Source organism: Klebsiella sp. SYXHC3, assembly GCF_057196925.1.
Genome location: NZ_JBXUNG010000001.1, coordinates 326,782 through 342,561, shown reverse-complemented (window position 1 = coordinate 342,561; position 15,780 = coordinate 326,782). Strand labels below are relative to the sequence as shown.

16 protein-coding genes are annotated in these 15,780 nt (G+C 54.9%); 9 read left to right on the top strand and 7 right to left on the bottom strand.

Features of this window, described 5'->3' with window-relative positions:
- The first annotated feature begins 29 nt into the window (after positions 1 to 29).
- Genes AC2CGP_RS01685 through hpxK form a run of 6 tightly spaced genes read left to right on the top strand, consistent with a single transcriptional unit; the run spans position 30 to position 5,343 of the window.
- Positions 30 to 815: a transporter substrate-binding domain-containing protein gene (locus AC2CGP_RS01685; protein WP_026612306.1), complete on the top strand. Its 786-nt coding sequence runs from the start codon at positions 30 to 32 to the stop codon at positions 813 to 815.
- A 9-nt stretch (positions 816 to 824) separates the two neighbouring features.
- On the top strand, positions 825 to 1,490 hold the full coding sequence (locus tag AC2CGP_RS01680) for an amino acid ABC transporter permease (protein ID WP_045387878.1): 666 nt from the start codon (positions 825 to 827) through the stop codon (positions 1,488 to 1,490).
- Entirely contained in the window at positions 1,490 to 2,146 is a 657-nt protein-coding gene (locus tag AC2CGP_RS01675) for an amino acid ABC transporter permease (protein WP_032715563.1), read from the top strand. The genes AC2CGP_RS01680 and AC2CGP_RS01675 overlap by 1 nt, the downstream gene beginning before the upstream one ends.
- Positions 2,127 to 2,864, top strand: a complete 738-nt coding sequence (locus tag AC2CGP_RS01670; protein ID WP_047042679.1) for an amino acid ABC transporter ATP-binding protein — start codon at positions 2,127 to 2,129, stop codon at positions 2,862 to 2,864. The genes AC2CGP_RS01675 and AC2CGP_RS01670 overlap by 20 nt, the downstream gene beginning before the upstream one ends.
- 14 nt (positions 2,865 to 2,878) lie before the next feature.
- Positions 2,879 to 4,120, top strand: coding sequence for a pyridoxal-phosphate-dependent aminotransferase family protein (locus tag AC2CGP_RS01665; protein WP_213759271.1), 1,242 nt, complete (start codon positions 2,879 to 2,881; stop codon positions 4,118 to 4,120).
- Positions 4,117 to 5,343 (top strand): allantoate amidohydrolase, encoded by a 1,227-nt coding sequence (hpxK, locus tag AC2CGP_RS01660; RefSeq protein ID WP_142962072.1) that lies wholly within the window; start codon positions 4,117 to 4,119, stop codon positions 5,341 to 5,343. Before AC2CGP_RS01665 ends, hpxK begins: the two co-directional genes overlap by 4 nt.
- A gap of 43 nt (positions 5,344 to 5,386) precedes the next feature.
- On the opposite strand, the gene AC2CGP_RS01655 is transcribed toward hpxK, so the two are convergent.
- Entirely contained in the window at positions 5,387 to 6,775 is a 1,389-nt protein-coding gene (locus AC2CGP_RS01655) for an MFS transporter (protein WP_015366615.1), read from the bottom strand.
- A gap of 130 nt (positions 6,776 to 6,905) precedes the next feature.
- On the opposite strand from AC2CGP_RS01655, the gene AC2CGP_RS01650 reads away from it, so the two are divergent.
- Entirely contained in the window at positions 6,906 to 7,829 is a 924-nt protein-coding gene (locus AC2CGP_RS01650) for a LysR family transcriptional regulator (RefSeq protein ID WP_032714485.1), read from the top strand.
- Here AC2CGP_RS01650 and AC2CGP_RS01645 read toward each other — a convergent pair.
- The 5 genes from AC2CGP_RS01645 to AC2CGP_RS01625 all read right to left on the bottom strand — a co-directional run bounded on the left by AC2CGP_RS01645 (position 7,812) and on the right by AC2CGP_RS01625 (position 13,651).
- Positions 7,812 to 8,363, bottom strand: coding sequence for a LuxR C-terminal-related transcriptional regulator (locus AC2CGP_RS01645; protein WP_045413941.1), 552 nt, complete (start codon positions 8,361 to 8,363; stop codon positions 7,812 to 7,814). The genes AC2CGP_RS01650 and AC2CGP_RS01645 overlap by 18 nt on opposite strands.
- Positions 8,364 to 8,373: 10 nt before the next feature.
- Positions 8,374 to 9,531 (bottom strand): CfaE/CblD family pilus tip adhesin, encoded by a 1,158-nt coding sequence (locus AC2CGP_RS01640; protein WP_213759270.1) that lies wholly within the window; start codon positions 9,529 to 9,531, stop codon positions 8,374 to 8,376.
- Position 9,532: 1 nt separating this feature from the next.
- Positions 9,533 to 12,250: a TcfC E-set like domain-containing protein gene (locus tag AC2CGP_RS01635; protein ID WP_484502233.1), complete on the bottom strand. Its 2,718-nt coding sequence runs from the start codon at positions 12,248 to 12,250 to the stop codon at positions 9,533 to 9,535.
- A gap of 74 nt (positions 12,251 to 12,324) precedes the next feature.
- A complete protein-coding gene (locus AC2CGP_RS01630) occupies positions 12,325 to 12,831 on the bottom strand; it encodes a CS1 type fimbrial major subunit (protein ID WP_015366620.1) in 507 nt (168 codons plus the stop codon).
- 76 nt (positions 12,832 to 12,907) lie between these two features.
- The gene (locus AC2CGP_RS01625; protein ID WP_445468318.1) at positions 12,908 to 13,651 is read right to left on the bottom strand and encodes a fimbrial protein; all 744 of its coding nucleotides are present in this window, start codon (positions 13,649 to 13,651) and stop codon (positions 12,908 to 12,910) included.
- A 306-nt stretch (positions 13,652 to 13,957) separates the two neighbouring features.
- Here AC2CGP_RS01625 and AC2CGP_RS01620 point away from each other — a divergent pair, with 306 nt between their 5' ends.
- Together AC2CGP_RS01620 and AC2CGP_RS01615 are read left to right on the top strand one after the other, a co-directional pair.
- On the top strand, positions 13,958 to 14,713 hold the full coding sequence (locus tag AC2CGP_RS01620) for a winged helix-turn-helix domain-containing protein (protein WP_046884062.1): 756 nt from the start codon (positions 13,958 to 13,960) through the stop codon (positions 14,711 to 14,713).
- Entirely contained in the window at positions 14,710 to 15,186 is a 477-nt protein-coding gene (locus AC2CGP_RS01615) for a hypothetical protein (protein ID WP_047038576.1), read from the top strand. The genes AC2CGP_RS01620 and AC2CGP_RS01615 overlap by 4 nt, the downstream gene beginning before the upstream one ends.
- A 119-nt stretch (positions 15,187 to 15,305) precedes the next feature.
- Here the strand turns inward: AC2CGP_RS01615 and AC2CGP_RS01610 are convergent, their stop codons facing one another.
- A complete protein-coding gene (locus AC2CGP_RS01610; protein WP_047056813.1) occupies positions 15,306 to 15,758 on the bottom strand; it encodes a nuclear transport factor 2 family protein in 453 nt (150 codons plus the stop codon).
- Positions 15,759 to 15,780 lie beyond the last annotated feature (22 nt).

The following is a 15,780-nucleotide window of genomic DNA, read 5'->3' as shown; positions in this document are numbered from 1 at the left end:
GTTTCATACTAACGTAACGGGTAATGATGATGAAAAAACTGCTGATTGCGCTGACCGGGGCCGCTTGTCTGTTGACACAAATCACCGCCGCACACGCGGACCAACTCCAGGATATTGAAAAACGCGGCGTGATCCGCGTCGCCGTTCCCCAGGATTTCCCGCCGTTTGGTTCTGTCGGCACCGATCTCCAGCCACAGGGGTATGACATTGATATGGCACGCTATCTGGCAAAGCAGATGAAGCTAAAACTGCAGCTGGTTCCGGTGAGCAGCGCCAACCGGGTACCGTATCTGCAGACCGATAAAGTGGATCTGGTGATCTCAAGCCTGGGTAAGAACGCCGAGCGTGAAAAGGTCATTGATTTCAGCCAACCCTACGCGCCGTTTTTCCTTGGCGTCTTCGGCCCACAGGGCGCTGCCCTGAAAGACGCCGCCGAACTGAGCGGTAAGAGCATCGGCGTGACCCGCGGCGCGGTGGAAGATATGGTGCTGACCAGCATTGCGCCGAAAGCGGCGCAGATTAAGCGTTACGAAGATAACAACACCACGCTGTCGGCCTGGCTTTCTGGTCAGGTGCAATACGTGGCGACGGGTAATCTGGTGGTGGCGGCTATCTCACGGCAAAACCCGGCGAAAGCCCCGGTCGCCAACTTTATGCTTAAGGATTCACCGTGCGTGATTGGCCTGAAAAAAAATGAACCGGCGCTGAAGGAAAAGGTGAACGCCTTAATCGCGCAGGGCATTAAGGACGGCACCCTCAATACGTTATCACAGCAGTGGCTGAAAGCGCCGTTGCCCAGCGACTTTGCCGCTTAAGGTACGGCGATGACGGAGCAATTACATTTTTCCGCGCTCTGGCCTTATTGGCCGGAGCTCGTGGCGGGACTCTGGGTCACTATCCAACTCACTGTACTCGCCACACTCGGCGGCCTGGCCATCGGGATTCTCGGCGCGGCTCTGCGTAGCGGGCGTGCAAGCTGGCTGAGTCGGATATGGGGGGCTTACGTTGAGGTTATCCGCAATACGCCGTTCGTGGTTCAACTGTTCTTTATTGTGTTTGGCCTGCCGAATCTGGGGTTGAAGATGACGGCGGGCGAAGCGGCTCTGCTGGCGATGATCGTCAACCTGGGCGCTTACAGTACGGAGATCGTCCGCGCCGGGATCCAGGTGACGCCAAAAGGGCAGTGGGAGGCCGGCCGGGTACTGGGGCTCAGCCGGAGTCAGACCTTTATTCAGGTAGTTTTACCGCCGGCGTTGCAGCGTATTTACCCGGCGCTGGTGAGCCAGTGCATTATCGTAATGCTCGGATCGTCGGTGGTATCGCAGGTCTCTTATGAAGAGCTGACCTTTGCCGCCAACTTAATTCAGTCGCGAACGTTTTTGAGCTTCGAGGTGTATCTGGTGACGACCGGTCTCTATTTAGCGTTATCGATAGCGATGCGCCAGCTGCTAATGGCGGCTGGACGTAGATGGCTGAGGGTACAGGCATGATAACAACCTTTACCGACTGGGACATCGTACGCAACCTGCTGCTGGCCGGACGCTGGACCGTGCTGCTATCGCTGACGGCCTTTATTGGCGGCGCGCTGGTGACATTACCGCTGTTGCTGCTGCGCCTGCGGGGTAAATTGTGGGTGCAGCGCCTCATTCGCGGCTATATCGAGCTATTTCAGGGGACGCCATTGCTGATGCAGCTGTTTCTCGCCTTTTTCGGCGTGGCGTTATTCGGGATCGATGTGTCGCCATGGACCGCCGCCGCGCTGGCGCTGACCCTCTATACTAGCGCCTTTTTGCTGGATATCTGGTACGGCAGTATTCGGGCCTTGCCGAAAGGACAGTGGGAGGCATCGCGTTGCCTGGGATTAAATTTCACCCAGACGTTATGTCGCGTGGTGGCGCCGCAGGCGGTGCGTATCGCCATCGCTCCCACCGTGGGTTTCGCCGTACAGGTAATAAAGGGCACCGCGCTGGCGTCGATTATCGGTTTCGTCGAGCTCACCAAGGCTGGCACCATGCTCACCAACGTGACGTATCAGCCGTTTAAGGTTTTCGCGCTGGTCGCGTTGGGCTACTTCATCTTGTGTTATCCGCTGTCCCGTTACAGCCGCTATCTGGAGAATAAATTCAATGCCGCTCATCACCATTAATCAGGTGCAGAAATTCTACGGCGAGAACCACGTGCTGAAGGGGGTCGATCTCGATATCAATATGGGCGAAGTGATTTCCATCATCGGCCGAAGCGGCTCGGGGAAAAGCACCTTATTGCGCTGCATTAACGGGCTGGAGGGGTACCAGGAAGGCAGTATTAAGCTCGGCGGCATGACCATTACCGACAGCGATTCGCAGGCGCGGGAGATTAGCCGCTCCGTTGGCATGGTATTCCAGAACTTCAATTTATTCCCGCATATGACGGCGCTGGAAAACGTGATGCTGGCGCCGCGGCGGGTATTGAAAAAAAAGCCCGCCGAGTGCCGCGAACTGGCGCAGCAAATGCTGGTTAAAGTCGGGCTTGGCGATCGGCTGGATTTCTATCCCTCCAGCCTTTCCGGCGGTCAACAGCAGCGGGTCGCTATCGCCCGCGCGCTGGCGATGTCGCCAAAAGTTTTACTCTGTGACGAAATCACCTCCGCGCTGGATCCGGAACTGGTGGGCGAGGTGCTCAAAGTGCTGGAACAGCTGGCCGCGGAAGGAATGACGCTGATTCTGGTTACCCATGAAATGAATTTTGCCCGTGAAGTCGGCGACCGGGTGGTGTTTATGCACCAGGGTCGAGTCTGGGAGCAGGGCGACAGCAAAACGCTGTTCAGCCAGCCGCAAACCAATGAACTCAAACAATTTATCTCCTCCGTGCGCGGACTGAATTAATAAAGGAATCTACGATGGATATCGCTCAATTTTCACCAATCAATCCTCCGCATCGCCTGCTGATGGGGCCGGGGCCGATCAACGCCGACCCGCGCGTCCTGCGCGCCATGTCCAGCCAGCTTATCGGCCAATACGATCCGGCTATGACGCACTATATGAACGAAGTCATGGCGTTATACCGCGGGGTATTCCGCACCAGCAACCGCTGGACCATGCTGGTGGATGGCACCTCACGGGCGGGGATTGAAGCCATTCTGATCTCCGCGATCCGCCCCGGCGACAAAGTGCTGGTGCCGGTATTTGGCCGCTTTGGCCATCTGTTATGTGAAATCGCCCGCCGCTGCCGGGCGGAAGTGCATACCATTGAGGTGCCGTGGGGTGAAGTGTTCTCTCCCGAGCAGATTGAAGATGCGATCAGACGGGTGCGTCCACGTATGCTGCTGACGGTGCAGGGAGACACCTCGACCACCATGCTGCAGCCGCTGGCGGAGCTGGGCGAGATCTGCCGTCGTTATGATGTGCTGTTTTATACCGACGCCACCGCCTCATTGGGCGGCAATGCGCTGGAGACCGATGCCTGGGGGCTGGATGCGGTATCGGCGGGGATGCAAAAGTGCCTCGGCGGCCCCTCCGGCACCTCGCCCATTACCCTGAGCCCGCGGATGGAAGAGGCTATCCGTCGACGTAAATGCGTTGAGCAGGGGATCCGTACCGCCGAACACCTTGATGGCGTCGATGAGATGGTTTACTCCAACTATTTCGATCTCGGGATGGTGATGGATTACTGGGGGCCAGAACGGCTTAACCATCATACGGAAGCGACATCCGCGCTGTTCGCCGCCCGCGAATGCGCGCGTCTGATTCTTGAGGAAGGGCTTGATAACGGTATTGCCCGCCACAAACTGCACGGCGACGCGCTGGTGAAAGGTATTCAGGCGATGGGTCTGGAAATCTTTGGCGACCTGCAACACAAAATGAATAACGTACTGGGCGTGATCATCCCACAGGGCATTAATGGCGACCAGGTACGCCAACTGATGCTGCAAGATTTCGCCATTGAGATTGGCACCTCATTCGGCCCGCTGCACGGCAAAGTGTGGCGTATAGGCACGATGGGTTACAACGCACGCAAAGATTGCGTCATGACCACCCTCAGCGCGCTGGAGTCGGTACTCAATTACCTGAAATTCCCCACCACGCAGGGGGCAGCCATGCAGGCGGCGTGGGATCATTATCGCAGCGAGAAACCGCTATGAACCTGGCCGCAGCGCGAGTGATGGCGCGGGCTGAGAGATTAGCGGCGATAAGCGAAACGCCGGAAGGCCTGACGCGGGTTTACCTTTCGCCACAGCATCTCGACGCTAATCAGCAGGTTGCCCACTGGATGCGCCAGGCAGGCATGATTGTCTGGCAGGACAGCGTCGGTAATATTTGCGGGCGTTATGAAGGCCGTGAAGAAGGGGCGCCGGCGATTTTGCTCGGATCGCATCTCGATACGGTACGCAACGCCGGGCGATATGATGGCATGTTGGGGGTGTTAGCCGCCATCGAAGTGGTGCAGAGCTTACATAATCAGGCGCGCCGCCTGGCGCAGGCCATCGAAATCGTCGGCTTCTGCGATGAAGAAGGAACACGCTTTGGTATCACGCTATTGGGCAGCAAGGGGCTGACGGGAAGCTGGCCGCAAACCTGGCTGGCCCAGCGCGATGCCGAAGGCATTAGCCTGGCGCAGGCGATGGTCAACGCCGGATTGGATCCATCACGCGTCCATTCAGCCTCGCGCCCGGCGGAAGATTTTACCGCCTATCTCGAACTGCATATCGAGCAGGGGCCGAGGCTGGAACAGGCCGGTTCGGCACTCGGCGTGGTCGAGGCGATCAACGGCGCGCGGCGCCTCAATTGCTGTTTTACCGGCGAGGCGGGTCATGCCGGCACGGTGCCGATGGACCAGCGCCGGGACGCGCTTGCCGCCGCCGCGGAGTGGATGCTGTATATTGAGAGCACGACGCGCCAGCAGGGAGGCAACCTGGTCGCCACCGTCGGGACATTGCGCTGCTCGCCGGCAGCGGTCAATGTGATCCCCGGCGAAGTCGCGTTGACTCTGGATATCCGCGGTCCGCAGGATCAGCCGCTGGATGCATTACTGGGTTCATTGCTGGCGGCAGCCGCAGAGATTGCCGGGCGTCGCGGCCTGCAGTTTGCCGCTGAGGAGTTCTACCGCATTGCGGCAACCGCCTGCGATCCGCGATTACAGTCGGTGATTGCCGAAGCGCTATGCGAGGTACAGGGCACGGCGTTGACGCTGCCAAGCGGCGCCGGACATGACGCGATTGCTATCGCGGAGCGCTGGCCGGTGGGGATGCTGTTTGTGCGCTGCAAAGGGGGAATTAGTCACCATCCGGCGGAATCGGTCAGCAAAGCCGATGTCGAACTGGCAATTGATGCCTTCAGCCGGGCGGTGATAAAACTTGCCGGGTAAATCACTAACGGGCGCATCCTCTTTTCGGGGATGCGCCGCAAACTTATTCCGCTCCCGCAGGAAAAGCTATTCTCCGCAGTCGGCTGGCGCTAACGGCCACCGACAACGCCGAGGCCGCGGCGGCGATCCACAGCGCAAGATGAACGGCGCTTTCGTCTTTTGCCAACAGTACGCCCATCACGGCGGCTCCCAGACACTGCCCGAACGTGCGCATGATGGATAAAACGCCCGAGGCATAGCTCGCCTGTTCGCGACTCACGTTTGACAGCATTTCCCGGTTATTCGGGCTCTGGAAGCAGCCAAAGCCAATACCGCATACCAGGCTCCGCAGGCAGATATCCCACGCGGCGGGCGTAGCGGGCAGCATCGCCAGAAGGATTAAACCCGCGACAAAAATCATCAGTCCCAGCGTCGAGATGAGCGGAGCGGAGATTGAGTCCGCCCAGCGGCCGGCGTGCGGCGCGATCAGCACTATCCCTAATGGCCACGGAGTAAACAGCAGCGCCGAGAGCACCGGACTATAGCCATACTCGTTCTGGAACAGGAACGGCAGGGCAATAAAAGTGATCCCCTGGCTTACGAAGGCGATCAGCGACGTAAAGGCCGAAAGGGTAAAGCGTTCATTTTTAAACATCGCAGGCGGCAGCAGCGGGTTGTCCGTCTGCCGGATGCGCCAGATAAAGGCGGTGCCGCTTATCGCTGCGAGCAACGTCCAGTACAGACTATCGATATGCTGCGAAGCGCTCTGCATGCTATTCGCCGCCATGATCGTTGAACCCAATAGCAGCGCCGACAATATCGCTCCGGGAGTATCGAAAGCGGCTTGCCTGTCAACTGTCGGTCGCGGGAGCGCTCTGACCGCCAGTACTAAGGCGACGGTACCGGGGAGCACGTTTATTGCAAACAGCCATTGCCAGCTCAAAGTATGCAGGATCGTGCCGCCCAGTACCGGCCCGATGGCGGAGCTTGAAGCGATAAGCAGAGCGTGTATCCCGAGAATACGCCCCAGCAGTCGCGCCGGAAAAACGGAGCGCAATATGGCGGGTGCGATACTGAGCGTTGCCGCACCGCCGATCCCCTGCAGCACCCGCATGCCGATGAGCAGCTCAGGCGTCGTCGCCAGCGCGCAACCTGCTGATGCCAGAATAAATGCCGTCAGTCCGGCCAGAAACACCGGGCGGTAGCCGAAGCGCGCAGCCAGAGCGGCGAATATCGCCAGCGTCATCGCCGCCGCCAGCAGATACCCGTTGGCGAACCAGACGGCGGTACTGTCTGAGGCCTGTAGTTCCTGCGCCATCGATGGCAGGGCAATGTTTACCATGGTGCCATCAAAGACGCCCATTAAGGTGGTGGTCATTACCGCGGCCATAACCCGCGCTCGCGCCGGGCCTGGCAGCCCGTCGTCACCAGGTTGGCTGGAAAAAAGTGTCATCGTGTTGTCTCCTGCAGAGGATATCTGGATGACGAAACTATAAAGATGGCTTTTACCGGGCGGAAGGCGCACCATTTACATTCTATAGTTGCATGAAACGCCTTATCTGAATGTTCCAGGAGTTGTGGTCATGTCAGACCCCGATTTTAATTTATTGATTGCACTCGATGTATTACTGAACGAAGCCAGCGTGGCGGGCGCGGCACGTCGTTTGAATCTCAGTACGTCAGCCATGAGCCGCACGCTAAGCCGGTTACGCGACGTCACCGGGGATCAGATATTGGTTCGCGCCGGGCGTAACATGGTGCTGACGCCGTGGGCGGAGGCGACCCGCGATCGTGCCCGTCGCGCGGTCTTCGAGGCGAAGGCGGTGCTGCAGCCAGCGGCCGAAGCGCTCAACGTACAAAATCTGGAGCGTCTTTTCACCATCAGGGCAAACGATGGTTTTGTGGTGGCGTTTGGCCCTTCGCTCATTGCGGCAGTAGCCGAAGCCGCGCCCAATGTCTGTCTACGCTTTGCGCCTAAGCCCGAAAAAACGTCACGCTATCTACGGGAAGGGCTGGTCGATCTGGAGATTGGCGTCCAGAGCAATATGGGGCCTGAAATACGACTGCAACGGCTCTTTGAAGATCGGTTTGTGGGGGTGGTGCGTAAGGGGCACCCACTGGCCGCACTGAGAGAGATAACCGTGGCGGATTATGTCGCCTGGGGTCATGTGGTGGCCTCACCAGAAGGTACGCTGCACGGGTCCGTCGATGATGTGCTGGCCGAGCTCGGCATGAAACGCAAAATCGCCAGCGTCGTCCCCGGATTTCCGACCGCCCTGTCCGTGGCGCTGCAATCGGATCTTATCGCCATGATCCCCGCTCTCTATTTAGTTAATCATCAGTTCATGGAGCAGGTACATCTTTTTGAGCTGCCGTTTAAAAGCCGGCGGATTACCGTCTCGCAAATGTGGCATCCGAGAATGGAACGCGATCCCGCTCACCGCTGGCTCAGAGAGAAAATTGTGGCGATATGCCGCGTGGACAAGTCGTTACACCAGAAGCTGTAGAAGATTATTGGCATTGAGTTTCTTCAGGGCGTTACATTTATAGGTCGAGACCTGTTTTTCACTCATCTTCGTCATGTGCGCGACATATCTTACCGACTGCCCCTTAACCAGCCTGTCGAGGACGTTAAATTCCATCTCGGTCAGGCAGCAGCGCAGGGTGCGGATCCGCCTTGGCTCTTTAGATAACAGCCAGGCGGCATCCGCCACGGAAATCCGGTCATCGATGATATGCAACGTTAAGGTTTCAAAACGCTTGCGTAGATAGGTGGCCAGCCCCCAGCTTTTTTCATTACACACCAGATAGCCCGTTCCTCGCCAGCAATGGGCTTCCAGGGAAAGCAAAATATCAACCAGCGACTGATGCGTGCCGGTGATAGAGAAACGGCAGCGAATAACCAGCGTCGTGCTCTCTAACAGTAAGGGCTGCCACTGCACCGTGCCGCTATGCACTTCCATCATAACGTCACGACGGAGAAGGGCGTAGCGCAGCCCCTCCGCATAAAAGCGATTATTATCAAGAACAACGTAACTCACAGTGGCCTCTTTATAACGTACTGGGGGTATAGATAACGCGTAACGTACCGGTATAGTCACCCGCGTTTTTGCTGCTGGCGGCAAAGGCGGGCGTTTTCAGGGTAATGGGGGCCGGGATGCATAACACGCTTTCGCGGCCGCCCGGCAGTACAACCTGACGCAAATAGCGGCGATTGTTGGTACCCTCCCAGGTCAACGTTTTGCCGTTAGCGGCAACTTCAGTTGCGCCGGTGGTCGGGTTGGTCACCAGCACCTGATAATCGAGACGATCTCTTGGGTCCGTCTGGCTGCCTCCCCGTCGCCGGATAGAAAACGCCCCTTCGGCACGCCCGGTCGCGTCAAGCCCATCGTCTTCAAAGCGTAGAAATGCCCGCGTACTGGTGCTGTTATTGCCATCATAGAGGCACATATCCAGCGAGTTTTCGCCCTTAATTTTACTGCCGCCGGGTCTGCCCGGGAAATTGGTGAGGTTGAGGTTCACCACCGGCGTGGAGTGCGGAAATGCCGGTAAATAAATCTGCTGGTTGCCCGGGTCAACCACCTCAATACGCAGGTTAGCCTGCCAGTTAGCGATGGTGAGGTAGCCTGGGCAGCCAATATTGACGTTATTAAAGTCGCCGCCGCAGTTGGCGGTGCCCCATTCGCGCAAATCCTGTCTCAGCGTTGCCGTCCAGATCCCGGCCTGATCGAGTTTGTTTAATTCGCTACGGACGATGTAAAAATCAAAATAGGGCGCACTGTTCCATGCGGGCAGATTTTCTGTCCCTCCACTCACGTAGCTAGCGAAAACAAAGGTTTTGTTATTGATAAACATACGGTGTTCGCCATAGACTTTTACGTCCACCGTTTTGTTGGTTATTGCGTGGGTAAAACGCAGGTTTATCGGATAGGGCGCGGCCGGGTTCGCCGAAAACCATACCGGTGCGGTCATGCAGGCGCCATAGGTTGTATCGGTACGCGATTTGCAGGTCAGGGTATTTCGTCCCCATTTTTGCGGATCGCTCGTATCATAACCGCCGGACTCGTGTAGCCAGATATCCAGGCGGGCAGGGGGAGACTGGCGATCGAAGGCGAACGTCACGCTGGTATTTCTGCCGGCAGGACTAGCGGCCTGAGCCTCGGTAAAACAGATGCAGGCAAGCAGTAAAATCAAAAGACGCGTTATCACATCATTTTCCTGTAGAGAGAGTAGAGTTATTCATCGCCGTTGGGCTGACCGCCGGCGTACGGCCAGCCAGCAACAGTTGCGCCTGCTGCTGCACGGTTTCCGGTAACGCGGAATAAGTCAGTTCTTCGCAGGTCACCGTGCCGACATAGCGCACGACGTCTCGCATGGTCCTCACCTTCAGCGCGCACTGGTAAAACTGCTGTTGTTTCACCAGGTAGAGCGACTGGATCAGGCTGTCGCTTTCCGCACTAAAGCCGCCATTACCTAAATCGCTCCAGCCGCTGACGTTAAGCGGCATGCCGCCGATAAACGGCGTATGTTGTTCATCGGTCAACTGGCCAAGCCAGGTGTAGCGCGTGGTGGTTTGCACCTCTCTGTGCAGCATTTTTCCAGGCACCATAAATACCGTTCTGCTTCCCGACCCCTGCGTAATTTCACTGTTGGCGCCGTGGGAAATGTCCGTCGACTCATTAATAGTCAGCGTGGTTTGCTGATAGCCGGGCAGGGCGAACAACGCGCGGGCGTTTGCCGGGATATCGGCGCTACCGCTGTTATCAAGCGAAACGGCAATGCGGGAATCAGGTGACGCTTCCGGCGTTGCGACGTTGACCGCAATGGCTGACGCCGGGCGTCCGTCACCCCAGCGGCCAAACCACAGGCCAGAACGAGATAGCGCCAGCGTAGAACTGTAGTTACCGCTGCTGCTGAACCGGTGGCGATGATCCTGGCGATCCCACGAATCGCTGACGGTCAAACTTCCATTACCAAATCGGCCGCCCTGACGGGTATAGGCCGAAGTATTTAGCGAGTCGCTATTAATCCCGGATGCGTTAAGACCATATTCGTTTTCACCGCGCGCATCGGTGTACCAGTTATGCGCGAGGTTATAGTTGAGCTGATTTTTTTCATGCTTCTGCTGTTGCCACGTGGCCCCCACGGAGGTGTAGCTGGCGGCATCGCCCTGACGGTTATGAGCCAGCGAGAGGCTTACGCTGAGGAAGCCGCCTTTATCCTTGCCATCTCCAGAATGATCGTTACGCATAAACAGGTTTATGCTGCTGTTGATATTCAACCCGCGGGTGCTGAACGCGTTGCTCAGTCCGGCCTGCCACGCCTGCGAACGGGAGCGGGTCATGTACACCGATTCCCAGGGCAAACCATTGTCGTGCCGATCGTCACTATTTGGTAATTCACGCCGCGAGACATAACGGCCTTCATTGCGGTTATCGGAATAACCGAGGTTGGCATACCACGAGCCGACCGGAACGGAGAACATCACCGAGAGACTTCTGTAGCAACCATTCACCGCGTCAAAGCCTGTACTGCTGGAATCACAGTTATCAGCCGATAAGGCGTTACGATAGAAGCTCAGTGAAAAGCCATCGTTATAGCTGATTTGCTGGATATTGCCGCGTTGGCCCTGGCTGCCATAAAGGTAGCTAAAGCGTGTGCTGAGTACCCCATCAATGGGGCCGGTATTGAAACCGCGACTCCAGTCGACCGCGCTCTCCACAAAACGCTGGTTCTTTTTCACCGTTGCGCCGCTGGTGATCGCCAGCGTAGAAGTTACAGGCAGGCGAATGCCCGCTTGCGCCACGGCGCTGCGTGCGTCGCTCATATCGTCGTTATCGGTTTCACCGGCCTGCATAAACCACTCGACGCGGTCGAATGGCGTGATGCCGGTGCGGGTAAACGGAACCTGCTCGGTACGGGTCAGGCGGTTGTTTTCATAAATCGCCAGCGTCACGGTATAGCTCCCGTCCGGAAACGAACGGGTATCCAGGGTGTGCGCCCCGGCATTAAGATAAAAACTGGCCAGCAGCTGATTGCCTCGGCGCGCATCGATACGCGCGTCATGGGAAAGCAGCACGGTAATGGGCGTTCCACTGGACTGCTGAACTGGGTTGATCCACGCTCGCGTCGAGCCGGTACGCAGACCGCGAATTTTTCCAAGCGGTAGCTGGCTGAGGTTGATATTGCCGCCGGCCGCGCTGAAGAGATCGCGCGTATCCATTTCACCTAACTGAACGTAATATTCATGCCACAGATCCTGACGGAACCAGGCATTATTGACCGTGATCTCCTGCTGCTGTTGATGGCGAGAGCGCTGCCCAAGCCAGGTCCAGTCGAGGTTAAAATACCCATTCTCAGTCATGGCCAGCGCGCCGTTTCCCTGCACGGTCATCGACTGATAGTCTTCATCGGCCACGAAGTTGATATTTTGCTGGTGGATCAGCGCGTTCTCAGTATTGCGCGTAGGCTGATACCACTGATTTTCCGCCGTTTGTTTCGGTAGATACCGCCTGTCGAAAAACAGGTTAATACGGGCGTTATTCTCGTCATAAATCAGGGCCACGCTTTTGGTGTCGATAAAATCGCAACCCGCCGCGGAACCATTGCTGCTGCAGGCGAGATTGCCGTTACGCGCAAGCGGAGAGGAAAGGGCGGCGGTCACAGAGGCGATCAAGGCAGGATCATCGTTGAACTGACGCTTAATTGCCGCGATGAGCGTTTCCGGCGCCACAAAGGTTACCGTTTCAAGCGTGATATCGGCTTCAAACAGGCCAAGCGACGCGCCATACAGACTGACTTCTGTCCACAGGCGCTGCGTTTTCGCCAGATCTTCAAAACCCGCAGGTACGACGATAGTGGCGCTGGCTAATTGAACGGAAGCAGGTAACAAAACGACAAAAAGAAGAGCATTTCTGTGAAAAGCCATGAACGAGCCTCGACGTCATCCTGACATCAGAGGGCAGGCGCCCTCTGATGTACTTCCTTATACGTATTGTGGGGTTACGCGCCGCCTTCCGCGGTGGTCGCCTGAGTCAGCATCAGACTCACCACGCCGCTGTACTGACCGGTTTTCAGAATGCCTTTTGTGGTCTGAGAGATGGTCAGCGGCAGGACCGCAGAACCGTTTTCAACGCTGCCCGGGAACAGCTCGCTGCCGGTAAATTCTGCATCGGTAGTGTTCAGGGTTTTATCGCCCAGTTTTACGGTCATCGGTACCGTCTCGGCGCCATCTTCATTGGTCAGATTCGCTGCGCTAACCAGACGGACTTTGACGTTGCTGGTGGCTGAGTTCGACCAGATTTTGGTATTGAGACGGTAGCTTTCCAGCCCACGACCCGGCAGATATTGCATATCGATGCTGGCAGGTAACGGCGTATTATCGGCCTGGGTCATATCCAACTGGGAATCGACGTTGGCATTAACCGTAATATCCTTCTGAATAGCCATTGCGCTGAACGCAGTAGACATCGCAGCAACGATCATCAGAGGTTTAATATACTTCTTCATTGATATCTCCATATTTATAAACGAGCTCCATTAGCTCTTTAAACAAACCACATGTGGTTTTGACAGTGATGTCGTGTTATTGCACGACGGGCAAGTCTGCTTCTTCAGCTGTTTTATTAATCCAGTTGAAATAGCGGAATTTATATTTCTGGCCGTGATTCTGAGTGAGTGATTTTAATTTTCGCTCAGTATCCGGATAAATAGTTGCATCTTCTCTAATCCATCGGCATTTATCGCTTGTATCGCATACGCCAATTTCTTTCAGCGGTACTCGCAACGTGCCATCATTTTTTAAAGTTCCTGACGCGGGATTTATTCGCAGAGAAACCACCGGCTTTTCCGGCGCCAAATGAACCAATGCTCCCCAGATAACGTTAACACCGAGTTTAGCCGACGCCGGCGTCCCCGAAGATTGTACTGGCAGAATGCTATCCGGCTGTTTTACACCTTCAAAATAAACGCGCCAGGTACTCTCTTTTTCTGGCGGCGTCAGAGAAACGAGCCTTACAATACGTAAAGCGCCTGCCGCTAAAGCGAATTTTTCAGGGGTAACGACCACGCCTCCGTCTTTCCACGCTGCCATCTCAACTTCTTTTTCCTGTGGCGTACCCGGATTAAGAATTTTCTTTTGCCTCACCCGAATGAACTGAATATCATCGCTTTTAGAGGCCACTCTGATTTGGGCCGTCCCGGAACTGTCGACGTTAAGTTCCATCGGGTAAACGCTCATATTGGCCTGTGTCATTTCTGCGAAAAATGACATCGACAGGGCAGCGAGATAAAGCGCAGTGGACTTGTTTGCTCTGTTTTTTACTTTCACATTCATTCTGCCTGCTCTGAGTTCATGTACGACTTTAACACCACGACACCGTCTGCTTTCGTATCGCTTCAGGACAGGGAAACTTTAACCGGAACAGCGGGTTGTGAAAATTTGTATTAGTTAACTCAAAAAATACAGTTCTTTATCCTGCATTCCAGGCTTTAAAGTTGTATAGTTAAAAGAAAATGCCAAATCCTAAGGGGCTTAAGAAAATTCCCACTGATGAAAAAATAAGCTAATTCAGAAGGGCTTTCTTGCCTGCTGTTACAAGGATTAAAAGCAAGCGGCAACAGATGAGAGTGAAATATGTTTTTTATATGCAACAATTCGTTGTTATTTGATCCTGAAGCTCACACAGTTAGTGTTGTTGGACAACCTGAATCCGTATTAACGCTTTCGGCACCGGCCGTGCGTTTGTTACAGGAATTTATTCGTCATAAAGGAAGCGAACTTAGCCGTGAGGAGTTGATTACCCGCGTATGGCAGGAATTTGGTTTTACGCCTTCGGGAAATAATCTCAACAAAGCGATAAGTGAGTTACGCAAAAGTTTCCAGGCGTTGGGAGAACATCATGAGTTGATTGTAACCATACCGCGATATGGTTTTCGGTTTGATGCGGATGTTATTTTTCAACCTGCGCAAAACATTGACACCAGCGCACCTCAACCCCAGCTTCAAAAAGCTGAAAAGAGGAAGCAACCACCACGTCTGAAATGGTGGCTGATATTCACGGCATTATTAGCGTCGGTATTCGGTATTGGCATAATTATTCGCCAACAGCAGAATATAACAACGCCGGTAAGGCTAAAGCCGATTGAGCAAAAAATAGCTAAATGTAGCGTCTGGCTTATTAACGATCATGGGCGACCGCTGGTGTTATCGAAATTAGCCGAGCTGCTGGATAAAAACGGCGTGGCGTGCCAGCGAGAGGCGTACAGTGTCTATTATTTCAGCGCTCGTTTTTCCCTTGTCGCGGCGGATGAAGTGTTTATCGGCGCATGCCCGGTCAATAAAGACAGCTTGTGTAAAACCATTCGCTATAAAAGTGGGGCTGAAAAATGAAAATTAAACTTATCGGCGGCCTCAGCCTTTTTCTATTAGGTGGCGCAATGGTATTTTATTATTGCTCTGACGGGGTTGGTAAACGGGATGTACTAGCCTGCAGTACCATATTTAATTTTATACGCAACGAAGGTAAGGCCAGTGAAGTGCGGGTTAATACCGTTGCTCAGTTCTATTTTCACCGCGACGGCACTGGTCTGACAGCCTATAAAGGGGCCGCCTGGGCAAATGGCCAGAGCATGATCGTCGACAGAGACGTCGATTTTATCTGGTCGCGGCGTGAGGATGATAAAGTGGTGGTATTGAGCTACACCAAAACCTGGCGCAGGCACAATGACAACACGCCCGATGAGCAATGGGGAAGCTTCGCCAATCCAACCGCCCGTTACTATCTGACCATCTCCGAGGTTTCGCCATCGGTGTGGCTGATCCAGGACCGACATTATCCCACCTATATATGTCGGGGTGATTAACGCATAAGCGAAGGAGAATACCGACGGTATTCTCCTTTTACGCTTAGAGAATCTGCCTACAAGGGAAGGGCGAGAATAAGGGAAAGCGAGAGCGTTAGCAGAAGGATCCCGCCCGGATTTTAAAACATGCCGTTACCGCTGGCGGTTTTTGGCGGGACGTTTTGGGTAACATCCCAATGTTCAACGATTTTGTGCTGTTCGTTGAGGCGGAAGATATCCACGATAGCCCGCGTAACGCCAGGCTCACGACCGGTCACTTCAACGTGGAGAATCACATTATTTCCGTCGACAAACGCCTGCTTAATTTCACTATGCGAGTCGGGATATTTACTCTTCAGAAAAGCGATAAACTGCTCGAAGCCTTCCACGCCATCTTTTGCCATCGGGTTATGCTGTACATAGCGATCCCCGAGATATGGCCTGGCGGCGGAGAAGTCTTTATCGTTCAAAGCTTTATTATAAAAATCAATGACATTCTTTTTATTCAACAGTTCGCTTTCACTATTGCCCGCAAAAACGGCGGGGGTCAGAACGAAAAACAATGAAAGGGCACCGATAGATTTTTTAAACATACATCCTCCTGAGATGGTTTTG